Genomic DNA, 12,227 nt, shown 5'->3' on the forward strand with positions numbered 1-12,227 from the left:
ACCCGGACACCTTTCCCGACAGTCACCGAGGACAGTCGACACACCAGGAGAGCAACCCATGATCAGGACGCGAACGCGCGGCCGACAACGGCGTCTCGTCGCCGTCGCAGCGGCCATCGCCACCACGGCCGCGCTCACCGCCTGCGGCGGTTCGGACGACGGCCCCGCCGGCGCGGTCTCGGCGGGCGGCGTCGAGGGGGTCGACGACGGCTCCACGCTGACCCTGTGGACCCGGGCCCCGCTGGAGTTCCAGGCCAACCTGCTGGTCGAGGCGTACAACAGGACGCACAAGAACAAGGTCGAGCTGACCATCACCCCGAACGACGACTACGTCTCGCGCGTCGGCGCCGCCGCGGGCAGCGGCGACCTGCCCGACCTGTTCGCCGCCGACGTCGTCTACCTCCCGAACTGGACGGAGGCCGGGCTGTTCGCGGACGTCACCGAGCAGATCGGGCAGCTGCCCCACGCCGACGAGATCAACAAGGGGCACCTCGACGCGGGCACCCGGGACGGCAGGCGGCACGTCCTGCCGTTCGTGCTCGACCTGTCGGTGATGTTCTGGAACAAGGCGCTCTACCAGGAGGCGGGGCTCGACCCGGAGAAGGGCCCCTCGACGCTCGCGGAGTTCGCCGAGCACGCCAAGGCCGTGCAGGGGCTGGACAAGGAGGGCGTCCACGGCACCTCCTTCGGCGGAAACTGCGGCGGCTGCACCGTCTTCACCTGGTTCCCCACGATGTGGGCCTCCGGTGACGACCCGCTGCTGGACGACGGCGCCAAGAGCGTCCTGGACAACCCCTCGGCCAAGCAGCTCTACGGCACCTGGCGCGACCTGTGGGACTCCGGCGCGGTCGACCCGGCCAGCAAGGACGAGACGGGCGCCACCTGGGTGGCGGCGTTCCAGCAGGGGAAGGTCGGGGTCATGCCGTACCCGGCGACCCTGCTGGCCACGGCGGACAAGACCGTCGACGTGGGCGTGGCGCCCCTCCCCGGCGTCGACGGCGGCGCCTCGACCTTCCTCGGCGGTGACGGGATCGGCATCTCGAAGGACTCGGAGAAGGCCGCGCAGGCGTGGAACTTCCTGTCCTGGCTGATGTCCGAGGAGGCCCAGGTCGGCGTCCTGGCGGCCAACAACAGCTCGGTCGCGCGCTCCGACCTGACCAACAACGAGCACACCCGCGAGGACCCCCGCCTGCTGGCCATCAACGAGGTCGCCGCGGCCGCCGACAGCCGGACGCCGATGGCGGTGAACTTCCAGCAGGCGTTCAACGCCGCCGGGAGCCCCTGGGTGACGCTGGTGCGCAACCAGGTGTTCGGGGACGGGAGCAGCCTGGCGGCGGACAACGCCGCGGTCTCGGAGGCGTTGGGCCAGTAGGCCGCGCACGTGGCGCCTGACCCGGCAGGCGCCCTCCCGCCGTCCCCACAGAGACGAGGATGCGATGCCCACCTCCCTCAAGCGAGTGCCCACCCGTCCACCGGACCAGGTCGCCCCCGCGCCGTCGCGCCGCCGTTCCGCCAGGTCCCGCCGGCGGCTGACCGGCTGGGCCTACGCCGCGCCGACCGCGTTGTTCGTCACCCTGTTCTTCGCCGTGCCCGTCCTGCTCGTCGGTCGGATGTCGATCTCGGACTGGGGCCTGTTCGCGGGCGACCGGGGGGTCAACCTCCCGGACAACTTCGTCGACGCCGTCGACCTGCGGCTGTTCTGGCCCGCGGTCGGGTTCACCGTGAAGTACACGGTGATCACGACCGTGATCCTGATCGGGCTGTCGCTGGGCCTGGCGCTGCTGGTGCAGGAGTCGACCCGCTGGACGGGGTTCCTGCGCACGGCCGTGCTGGTGCCCAGCGCGCTCGGCCTGGCCTCCGCGTCGCTGCTGTTCTACGCGCTCTACTCGCCGCAGAGCGGCCCGTTCGGCGAGGTGCTGCGCGACGTCGGCCTGGCCGACGGGCCGATCTCGTTCCTGGGCACCCCCGACGCCGCGCTGTGGTCGACGGTCGGCCTGATCGTCTGGCGCTTCGCGGGGTTCTACATGCTGCTGCTGCTCGTGGCGCTGCAGGGCATCTCCGCCGACGTCTACGAGGCCGCCGAGCTGGACGGCTGCAACCGGTGGCAGCGGTTCACCAGGATCACGCTGCCGCTGCTGCGCTCGTCGCTGGCGATGTGCGCGATCCTGTGCGTCACCGGGTCGCTGCTGGCGTTCGACCAGTTCTACATCCTCACCAAGGGCGGGCCGGACAACGGCACGATGACCATCGTCCAGCTGATCTACAACGCCGCCTTCCAGGGCGGCAACGACCTCGGGCTCGCCGCCGCCCTGTCGATCATCGTGCTGGTGGTGCTGCTGGTGTTCAACCTCGGGCAGTTCCGCTGGCTGCGGGGGAAGGACGCCTGATGGCCACCACGCTCGACACCCGTCCCGTCCGGCCGACGCGCGACGGCCGGGGCACGGCGCTGCCCGGCTTCGTCGTGCGCACGCCGTACTACGTCCTGACCGGCGCGCTGGCGCTGCTGTTCCTGTTCCCGATGGTGTGGGCGGCCGTCGCGTCCGTCGCACCGCAGGCGGGCACGGCGCAGACCGACGGCTGGGGCTTCGCCAACTACGGCACGCTCGTGGACTACCAGGAGGGAATCTGGCAGTACCTGCTCAACAGCGCGATCGTCTCCGGGCTCACGGTCCTGTTCACGCTCACGACCTCGCTGCTGGGCGGCTTCGCGTTCGCCCGGTTCGAGTTCCCCGGCAAGAACCTGCTGTTCCTGGTGACGCTGGCGATCCTGATGGTCCCCTACGCCACCCTGCTCATCCCGCTCTACGTGCTGCTCAACGAGCTGGGGCTGCAGAACTCGCTGGTCGGCCTGGCGCTGGTGCTGACGATGTTCCAGCTGCCGTTCGCCACGTTCATGATGCGCGTCTCCTTCGAGTCGCTGCCCAAGGAGCTGGAGGAGGCCGCGTTCGTCGACGGCTGCGGCACCTTCGCGGCCCTGCGGCGCGTGCTGCTGCCCGCCGTCCGACCGGGGCTGGTCACGGTCGGCCTGTTCGCCTTCCTGGCGGCGTGGAACGACTTCATCACCCCGCTGGTGCTGATCAGCGACTCGGACAAGGTGCCGCTGCCCCTGGCGGTCGCCAACCTCCGCCAGCAGGTGATGGGCGTCATCGACTACGGCGCCACCGAGGCGGGCGTGGTCGTGCTGGCCGTGCCCTGCGTCCTGCTCTTCCTGGTCCTCCAGCGGCAGTACGTCCGCGGGTTCATGTCCGGCGCGTTCAAAGGCTGATGATGACTTCTGAGACCGTTGGCCTCGACGAGGCGCACAGGCACGACGCCGGGGCGCACGAGCCCCCGGCGCACGCCACCCCGACCGAGGGCCGCCCGGTTGTCCCGAGCCGCGCGCGGCTGCGACCGCTCGGCGCCCGGGACGTCCGGCTCACCGGCGGGCACTGGGGCGAGTTCCAGGAGCGCAACCGGCGGGCGGTCCTGCCGCACGTCGAGCACTGGGTCGAGCGGACCGGGTGGCTGGGCAACTTCGACGCCGCCCGCGCGGGCCGGCTGCCCGCGGACCGCCGCGGCCGGGAGTTCTCCGACAGCGAGGTCTACAAGCTGCTGGAGGCGATGGCCTGGGAGCTGGGCCGCGAGCCCGACCCGGGGCTGGCGGACCGGTTTCACTCGATCGTGGCCCGGGTCGCCGCCGCCCAGGAGCCCGACGGCTACCTCAACACGAAGTTCGGCAGACCCGGTCAGGGGCCGCGGTGGTCGGACCTGGAGATGGGCCACGAGCTGTACTGCGTCGGGCACCTGGTCCAGGCCGCGGTCGCCCGGGCCCGCACCGGCCACCCGGACGACCTGCTGGTGCGGGTCGCGCGCCGGGCCGCCGACCTGGTGTGCGCGGAGTTCGGGCCGGCCGGGCGGGCCACCGTCGACGGGCACCCGGAGGTCGAGTCCGCCCTGGTGGAGCTGTACCGGGTCACCGGCGAGCGGCGGTACCTGGAGCAGGCCCGGCTGTTCGTCGAGCGCCGCGGCCACCACGTGCTCGCCGAGGTCGAGTTCGGCCGCGAGTACTTCCAGGACGACGTCCCGGTCCGCGACGCGCACGTGTTCCGCGGCCACGCCGTGCGGGCGGTCTACCTGGCCGCGGGCCAGGTGGACCTGGCCGACGAGACCGGCGACGACGCGCTGCTGGCCGCGGTCGCCCGGCAGTGGCGGCGCACGGTGGCCGCGCGCACGTACCTCACCGGCGGCATGGGCGCGCGGCACCAGGACGAGGCGTTCGCCGAGGACTTCGCGCTGCCGCCGGACCGCGCCTACTCCGAGACGTGCGCGGGCATCGGCTCGGTGATGCTCGCCTGGCGGCTGCTGCTGGCCGAGGGCGACCCGGTGTACGCCGACCTCATCGAGCGGACGCTGTTCAACGTGGTCTCGACCTCGCCGTCCGCCGACGGGCGCGCGTTCTTCTACACCAACACCCTGCACCGCCGCGAGCCGGCCGCGGCGCCCGCCGCGGCCGAACCCAGCCCGCGCGCCTCGTCGTCGCTGCGGGCGCCGTGGTTCGAGGTGTCCTGCTGCCCGACCAACCTCGCCCGCACCCTCGCCTCGCTGGCCGCCTACGTGGCCACGTCGGACGACGAGGGCGTGCAGCTGCACCAGTACGCCGAGGGCGCCGTCGAGGCGCGGCTCCCCGGCGGCCGGGACGTCCGCCTGGTCGTGACCACGCGCTACCCGGCGGACGGCGAGGTCCGGGTGCGGGTCGACAGCGACGACGAGCGCCCCTGGACCCTGTCCCTGCGGGTGCCCGGCTGGGCGCGCGACGGGGCGGCGCTGACCGTCGGCGGGACGACCAGGCCGGTCGGTCCCGGCACGGTCGCCGAGCGGCGGACGTGGCGGCGCGGCGACGAGGTGGTGCTGAGCCTGCCCATGGCGCCCCGGTTCACCCACCCGGACCCGAGGATCGACGCGGTGCGCGGGTGCGTGGCGGTGGAGCGGGGTCCGCTCGTGCTCGCCGTGGAGTCGGTGGACGTGCCCGGCCTCGACGCCGTCGACCGGCTGCGCGTGGACCCGGCGGTGCCGCCCCGGGTGGTCGACGGGCGGGTCGTCGTGCGCTGCGCCCGGGTGGCCCTCCCCGAGCCCGGGTGGCCCTACCGCCACGACCCGGCGCCGCCGGGTGCGCGGGAGTTCGAGGACGTGCCGCTGGTGCCCTACCACCAGTGGGCGAACCGGGGTCCGTCGACCATGCGCGTCTGGTTGCCCGCGGTCTGACCGGTCGCGGGTGCTCGCGTTCGGCGGGAAGGTGCGACGGCTTGTGCGTATCCTTCCGAAAGGGGTTTCAGGAAGGGGAGAGCGGTGGCTCGACAGCATGCTGGTGTCACACTCGCGGATGTGGCGCAGCTGGCGGGGGTGTCGCTCGCGACGGCCTCCAAGGCGCTCAACGCCCGCGCCGAGGTGGCCGCGTCGACCCGCGAGCGGGTGCTGAAGGCGGCCGAGGAGCTGTCGTTCCAGCCCAACGTGCTGGCGCAGGGGCTGATCTCCGGGCAGACCCGCACGGTCGGCCTGCTGACCGACGAGCTGATGGTCGCCCGGTTCGCCATCCCGGTCCTGCTGGGCGCGGAGAACGCCCTGGGCAGCGAGCAGATGAGCGTGCTGCTCTGCGACGCGCGCGGTGACGCGATCCGGCGCAGGCACTACATCCGGACGCTGATCGCCCGGCGGGTGGACGGGTTCATCGTGCTGGGCGACGGCAACGAGGTCCGGCCCTCGCTGTCCAAGGAGATCCCGGTGCCGGTGGTCTACGTCTACTGCGAGTCCGACGACCCGGACGACGTGTCGATCCTCGCCGACGACGCGGGCGGCGCCCGCCTGGCCGCCGAGCACCTGATCTCGTTGGGCCGGCGCCGGATCGCGCACATCAGCGGCGACCCGTCCTACCGGGCGGCCCAGGACCGGGCGACCGCGTTCGGGCAGGCGCTCGACGAGGCCGGGCTGCCGCTGGTGGGCGGCCCGCGGTTCGGGCAGTGGTCGCAGCGGTGGGGCAGGCAGGGCGTGGTGAGCCTGCTGTCCGCGCACCCCGACGTGGACGCCGTCTTCTGCGGCAGCGACCAGATCGCCTACGGCGTCACCGAGGCGCTGCGCGAGCTGGGCCGGGACATCCCCGACGACATCGCCGTGGTGGGCTACGACAACTGGGAGGCGTTCGCCGCCGAGAGCAGGCCCGCGCTGACCACGGTGGACGTCAACCTGGAGCGCCTGGGCGCGTCCGCCGTCCGCCACCTCTTCGCCGCCCTGGACGGCAACCCGTCGCGCGGCGTCGTGCGCCAACCGACCCGCCTGGTCCTGCGCGAGTCCACCGGGGTCGCCCGGCCGCGCTGACCGCGCGCCCCCGATGGAACCCCAGGCGGCGACGCCCGGGGATTCGCCGTGCTCGGAACCGGCGCTCGCGCGAGTTCAGCGGGCGGATTCGTTTAGTGGCAACGGGAAGCAGGTGTTGACAGGGCGAAAATGGACAGCGAGACTTTCCGAAAACGTTTTCGGCCCAGTCGGGCTGGCAGGACTCCTCCGCGGTTTCCCCGTTCCCCACCGACAGGAGAAAGAAGTCGTGCGCGGAGGGCGCCCCTCTGGGCGGCCCTGGCCGCACTGGTCGCGGGAGCAGTCGTCCTCCCGAGCACGCCGATGGCCTCGTCGGCGACGTACGAGGACTTGTCGAAGGTGGTCGTGATCGTCAGGTCGACCCGTCCCGTCGCCGGCTCATCGGGGACGGCAGACTCCGCGGCGCTCGGCTCAGTCTCAGTGGTGGTGGGAGCGGCGACCTCGGTCGTGGTGGACTCGGTCGGAGCCGAGGTGTCACCGAACGCCGGTCCCGCTGACGCCCCCGCGCCGACGACGACCGTCGGCAACAACGCGCCAATGGTTCGGTCTAATCGCGACCATTCCGAGTCGACAGCACGGAAATTCGGAATGATTTCGCCACGATCGGCCGCGCGGTGGAACCCCGAGCCCCGACAGACGTCTTTTGCCTGCCACACCCCGAACAGACGACTCCTCCGGCCTTGACCGCCGCCGATCGACGTGGATCAATTTCGCCTCAGATCGGCCGTCAACGAGGAGGTCGTCATGTCCCTGCTTCGACGCCCGGTGCTGACGACGGTGCTCGCCGTCGCCCTCGCCTGGCCCGGCACCGCCGTCACCGCCGCGCAACCCGCCCCGGCAGCCGCCGCGCTGCCCACCGCCGCGGTCGCGATCGGCGACAGCTTCGTCAGCGGTGAGGGCGCGGGCTCCTACCAGGCGGTGACCGACGTCAACGGCGTGTCCCAGGGCTTCCCGGGCTGGTCCGCGCCGAATGACAACGCCTTCTTCTGCCACCGGTCCGCCAACGCCTCCCTGCACCGGGCCGACCTGCCCGGCATCCAGGGCCGGTTCAACCTCGCCTGCTCGGGCGGGCAGCCGCACGACGTGCTCAACCCCTCGGGCAACCGCGCCAAGGGACGCGCCGTCGCCTCCCAGCTCGACCAGCTCCGCGCGGTGGCCGCCACCCACGACATCGACCTGGTCCTGGTCGGCCTGGGCTCGAACAACAGCTCGTTCACCTTCGGCGACGTGGCCACGCTGTGCGCCAACCGCTTCATCGCCGACGCCTGGACCGGGTGGTGGGAGTTCTGGGCCTACCTCGGCGGCCCGGTGCCGCAGGAGCCGTGCGCGGTGTCCGACCTGGCCACGGAGGCCGAGGTCGCGGCGGCCACCGCCGAGACCACCGCGGCCCTGCGGTCCCTGCTCACCACCCTGGCCCAGGTCGACGCCGACGGCCGTCACCGGATCGTCTTCCAGGACTACACCAACCCGCTGCCGCTGGACCTCCTCGCCCGCTACCACGAGGAGGACGGCCGCAGCGACACCCGGGACAAGTTCCGCGACCTCGGCGCCGAGCGCTACGCGGCGGGCTGCCCGGTGCACCGCGCCAGCCTCGCCCCGGGCCACGTGTTCTCCGCCCGGCTGGGCACCGTGGTGCAGGGCGCGCACACGACGCTGTCCGCCGAGTTCCCCGGAGCCGACCTGGTCCTGCTCAACGTGCAGCGCGCGTTCGACGGCGCGCGCCTGTGCGAGCAGGACGGCAGCCCGACCAACTCCCTGGCCACCCCGATCCGGCTCCAGGACGGACCGAGCGGCACGTTCGTCACCAGCCTGGCCGGCAAGGACAAGCTCGACGTGCAGCGCATCGCGAACACGTGCGTCACGCACTTCCAGACGTGCCAGGAGTCGTGGCACCCCAACGCCGCCGGCCACGCCGCACTCGGCCGCTGCCTCACCGGGGCCGCCGCCACGACGGCACGGGCGGTCACGTGCGCCAGGTCCGGGGACGGCGCCATCACCGTCGGCTGAGCAGCGGCCCACCGCCCGCGCGGTGAGCGGGCGGTGGGCTAGTTTGCCCCGGTGAGCCTCCTCGATGACGTGGCCGAGCGCGACGGCTGGCGGTGCTGGGTGTGCGACGAACCGGTCGACCCCGACATGTCGGTGAACGACCCGCGCGGACCCAGCGTCGACAGCCGGACCGCCGACCGCAAGGCCAAGGTCGCCGAGCGGCTCGCGCACCGCGGGTGCAACACCCGCAAGGGCGCGGTCAAGGTGGTCATCGCCTGGCCGGACCGCCTGCACGTCGCCGAACCCGCACCGCTGATCGCCGTGGCCGCGAGGCTGGAGCGCAAAGGCGGCCGTGAGGCGGTCGCCCGCTGCCCGACCCGGAAGGACGCCGAAGAGACGGCGGAATGGCTGGTGGACCGGTTCTCCCGCCTGACACCGGAACTGCGGGTGACCGCCGACGTCCAGGCGGGCGGCGGCCAGTTCCTCGTCGTCCTCACCACCGGCCGCCGCTGACCCGAACCCGTTCGGGTCAGGGAGAAATCGCGGCGCTGTAGATCTGCGGGATCTCGGTGATGGTGTTGTCGGGCCAGAGGACGGCGCCGAGGGCACCGCTCTCGTAACTCCCGGAAACGTGCGGCGACTTGGACGGCAACGCGTTGGCGAACCCCGAGGAGAACTTGTGGTTGTCGGCGGAGGCGACCAGGGAGCCGTTGCGGTAGAGACCGACCGCAACGTAGATCTCGGGCATGACGTGGCTGCAGTTCAGGTTGCCGAACGCCTGCTCACCGCCGCCCGAGCCGCCGTACCAGCGGTTGGGGAGGCTCGCGGTCAACGTGCAGGACCAGACGCCTTTGGTCACCGTGGACGTGGTCTGGATGGAGACGCTCGGGACGTGCGCGGACAGCGCGGGTTGGCCCAATTCGAGGGCCTTGGCACCGGCGTGCGCTCGAACCCGCCATCGACAACGCGGCGGTCGCGACCACAACGGCGGCGAGCCGGCCCAGCCGGGAGTCCGGCTGCCATTCACGTGTTCTCATGTCCATCCTCGACGTCGGGGACAATGAAGCGAATCACCAGACCGTCCCGCCATGCGGCGAAACAGGAATACGACGAACACAGGCAGCCCGTCCGCACAAATCGTGCATGAATGTCGCAGAACCGACCGCGCCGCCGGGCGAGCGACCGCAGAGCGGACTCGAATTCACACACGAAGTGAAACCGTGCCGCCTCATCGCCCTGCACCTGGTCTCGGCCCTGGTGACCGCCGGAGAGCTGACCGGCGCCAACTGCCCCGGCGAGATCCCCGGCCTGCCCCGCACACCGAACGCCGACGCGAACTGCCCGTCGGCGAACAGTCCCGGTAACTCCTCCCGGACCCGCATCCCCGGCGTCCCCTTCGGGAACGCCGCCCTGGCCACCACTGCGGTCTGCTCGGGCACCTCCGGCGTGCCTGACCCAGGCGACCCATGCGGCGCACTGGTTGTCGGGGTAATCAGTCGGGTAGGCGCCGCGTCAACGCGGTGAGCACCGCACGATCGGCCCAATCCAGTCGCGGGCGAGGGTTGGGCCGGCGTAGAACGGCGACCTCGTGCCGCAGTACCAGCAGCTCCACGTCCTTGGCCGCCGATGACCGACCGAGAAGAACCAACCAGCCGACGCGGGGATCGTGCTGGTGGCCTTGCCGAACTGGGTGAAGTACGCGGTCTTGCGGGTGAATTCCGGGAACGCCCGTGCGCCCTCCGGCTTCGCGGACGCGGGCCCCGAAGGCGTGTCCCGTCATCGAGTCCGTGGGCAGGAAGAAGCGGCGGCCCCGGCGGTCGTTCACCTTGGAGACTGCGGTGCCGCAGTGGGTAGTGCGGGCCGAACGCGATACCGGGACCCGCCTCGACGGGTTGACCACCGACGAGCGGGAGGCGGCTGTTGGGCCGTGGCGGCCGTGGTGCTGCTCGTGCTCGTGGGCGGGGTGCACGGACGATCACCGGTCGAGTGGGAGGCGATGTGGGTCAGCGTGTGGAGATCCGTCCGATGCCGCCGTTCCACGGCAAGTTGTCCTCGTAGTCGCACGCGGCGACCACGGGGTGTCCCCGGTCCCAGAAGCCCCGCACGACGATTGCCGTCGTCTCGACCATGGTGACGGCCAACTCGGCGTCCGAAACCCCCGGGTCGTCGCTGATCGGTCCCAGCTCGATGTGGACCGGCCAGACGACGAAGTCGTCTTCCGACGACGCCTCGCCTCCCGCGTGGTTCACGCCCACCTCCAGCACCACGGGCCCGATCACCGCACAGCCGTCACCGGGGAATCGCGGCGGGTTCAGGGGGAGGCCCAGGTCCGCCAGCACGTCGGCGGTGGCGCGGACGTCGAGGTCCTTGACGAAGACCTTGCAGAACTCGTAAGTCACCCGGGCACCTCGATGATCGGACGGGCACTTCGCCTGATGGCGGAGAGGTCGGCCCTGGAACCGTAGTGCCGGCACGAAGTCTTCTCCTCACCCCCCTCGTCACGGCCGGTACGGTCGTGGTGGGCGACGTGCGAACGGATGGGACGAGCGAGGACGGATGACTGCCGGCGGCTTCTCCTCGAAACGGTTGGCTCGGGTGCGGGGGCTGTTGGAGGGGCACGTCGAGACCGGGTTCGTGCCGGGTGCGGTGGCCGTGCTCGCCCGTCACGGTGAGGTGCACGTCGAGGCGATCGGCACCATCGCGTTCGAGGGCGCCGGCGCCGGGACCCCGATGGCGGCCGACACGATCTGCCGCCTGGCCTCGTTGAGCAAGCCGATCGTCGCCGCCTGCGCGATGACGCTCGTAGAGGACTGCACCCTGCGCCTCGACGACCCGGTCGACGACCTCCTCCCGGAGCTGGCGGACATGACCGCGCTCACCGACCCCCACGGGCCGCTGGACGACACCGTTGCGGCCCACCGGTCGATCACGCTGCGGGACCTGCTGACGTACACCTCCGGCACCGGCGTGATCCCGGCCAGTCCGGGGAAGGTCCCGATCGCCGACGCGCTGAACGCCCTCGACTTCACCTCGCCGGACGAGTGGGTGCGCCAGCTGGGCAAGCTCCCGCTCATCCACCAGCCGGGCGAGCGCTGGATGTACGACACCGCCTCCAACGTGCTGGGCGTGCTCATCGCCAGGGCCACCGGCACGTCTTTCGGGGACGCCTTGCGCGAGCGGATCTGCGATCCGCTCGGGATGAAGGACACCGCCTTCAGCGTGAGCGGCGAGGGCATCGCCCGGTTGGCGACGGCGTACCACCGCGACAGCACCGCCGCCGAGCCGGTCGTGGACGACGGTCCCGACGGGCGGTGGAGCCGGCCGCCGATGTTCGAATCAGGCGGCGGCGGTCTCGTCTCGACCGCCCGGGACTACTTCGCCTTCGCCTCGGCCCTGCTGGCCGGTGGTTCCCACAACGGCGAGCGGGTGCTCTCCCGACCATCGGTGACGCTGATGACGACCGATCACCTGACCCCGGCGCAGAGGGCGGCCTCCGGGTTCTGGTCGGGGTACTTCGACGCGATGGGCTGGGGTTTCGGGATGTCGGTCCAGACCCGCCGCACCCACCTCGGCCCGTCGGTCGGCGCCTACGGGTGGTCCGGCTTCTACGGCACGGCCTGGTACAACGACCCCGCCGAGGACCTGACGGCGGTCATCTTCATGCAACGGGCGCACGCGGGCGACCCGAGGCTGCCGATGTGGCACGACCTGTGGACCTCCGTCTACCAGGCGATCGGCGACTGACCGCAGGCCCACGTCACGATCATGGCGTGTTACGCAAAGTAATAATCGACCAGCCGCAGGCTGGTGAAATCAACGTCGAATTCATGTTTATCTTCTCCTGATCTGCCCTGAGCTGGGAAAACAAAATTTTCCCACTTTCGAGTGAACCGGCA

The 12,227-nt window shown here is 71.6% G+C and carries 11 protein-coding genes; 9 read left to right on the plus strand and 2 right to left on the minus strand.

Annotation, left to right across the window (positions count from 1 at the left end; genetic code table 11):
- Positions 1-58 precede the first annotated feature (58 nt).
- From AB0F89_RS23125 to AB0F89_RS23155, 7 genes are all read left to right on the plus strand, one after another.
- Complete coding sequence (locus AB0F89_RS23125; RefSeq protein WP_367127643.1) at positions 59-1,372, plus strand: sugar ABC transporter substrate-binding protein; 1,314 nt, start codon at positions 59-61, stop codon at positions 1,370-1,372.
- A gap of 64 nt (positions 1,373-1,436) precedes the next feature.
- A complete protein-coding gene (locus AB0F89_RS23130; protein ID WP_367127644.1) occupies positions 1,437-2,387 on the plus strand; it encodes a carbohydrate ABC transporter permease in 951 nt (316 codons plus the stop codon).
- Positions 2,387-3,265: a carbohydrate ABC transporter permease gene (locus AB0F89_RS23135; protein WP_367127645.1), complete on the plus strand. Its 879-nt coding sequence runs from the start codon at positions 2,387-2,389 to the stop codon at positions 3,263-3,265. The genes AB0F89_RS23130 and AB0F89_RS23135 overlap by 1 nt, the downstream gene beginning before the upstream one ends.
- A complete protein-coding gene (locus AB0F89_RS23140; RefSeq protein WP_367127646.1) occupies positions 3,265-5,241 on the plus strand; it encodes a glycoside hydrolase family 127 protein in 1,977 nt (658 codons plus the stop codon). The genes AB0F89_RS23135 and AB0F89_RS23140 overlap by 1 nt, the downstream gene beginning before the upstream one ends.
- Positions 5,242-5,361: 120 nt before the next feature.
- The gene (locus AB0F89_RS23145; protein ID WP_367127647.1) at positions 5,362-6,348 is read left to right on the plus strand and encodes a LacI family DNA-binding transcriptional regulator; all 987 of its coding nucleotides are present in this window, start codon (positions 5,362-5,364) and stop codon (positions 6,346-6,348) included.
- Positions 6,349-7,089: 741 nt separating this feature from the next.
- The gene (locus tag AB0F89_RS23150; RefSeq protein ID WP_367127648.1) at positions 7,090-8,352 is read left to right on the plus strand and encodes a hypothetical protein; all 1,263 of its coding nucleotides are present in this window, start codon (positions 7,090-7,092) and stop codon (positions 8,350-8,352) included.
- 51 nt (positions 8,353-8,403) lie between these two features.
- Positions 8,404-8,844 (plus strand): hypothetical protein, encoded by a 441-nt coding sequence (locus AB0F89_RS23155; protein WP_367127649.1) that lies wholly within the window; start codon positions 8,404-8,406, stop codon positions 8,842-8,844.
- Between the two features lie 16 nt (positions 8,845-8,860).
- Here AB0F89_RS23155 and AB0F89_RS23160 read toward each other — a convergent pair whose 3' ends face one another.
- Positions 8,861-9,190: a hypothetical protein gene (locus AB0F89_RS23160; RefSeq protein WP_367127650.1), complete on the minus strand. Its 330-nt coding sequence runs from the start codon at positions 9,188-9,190 to the stop codon at positions 8,861-8,863.
- Between the two features lie 176 nt (positions 9,191-9,366).
- Here AB0F89_RS23160 and AB0F89_RS23165 point away from each other — a divergent pair, with 176 nt between their 5' ends.
- Positions 9,367-9,855: a hypothetical protein gene (locus AB0F89_RS23165; protein WP_367127651.1), complete on the plus strand. Its 489-nt coding sequence runs from the start codon at positions 9,367-9,369 to the stop codon at positions 9,853-9,855.
- 479 nt (positions 9,856-10,334) lie between these two features.
- Here AB0F89_RS23165 and AB0F89_RS23170 read toward each other — a convergent pair whose 3' ends face one another.
- Complete coding sequence (locus tag AB0F89_RS23170) at positions 10,335-10,730, minus strand: hypothetical protein (RefSeq protein WP_367127652.1); 396 nt, start codon at positions 10,728-10,730, stop codon at positions 10,335-10,337.
- A gap of 196 nt (positions 10,731-10,926) precedes the next feature.
- Between AB0F89_RS23170 and AB0F89_RS23175 the strand changes: the two genes are divergently transcribed.
- Positions 10,927-12,075, plus strand: a complete 1,149-nt coding sequence (locus AB0F89_RS23175) for a serine hydrolase domain-containing protein (protein ID WP_367127653.1) — start codon at positions 10,927-10,929, stop codon at positions 12,073-12,075.
- Positions 12,076-12,227: the final 152 nt, after the last annotated feature.

Origin of the sequence: Saccharothrix sp. HUAS TT1 (assembly GCF_040744945.1) — a bacterium.
Lineage (GTDB): Bacteria > Actinomycetota > Actinomycetes > Mycobacteriales > Pseudonocardiaceae > Actinosynnema.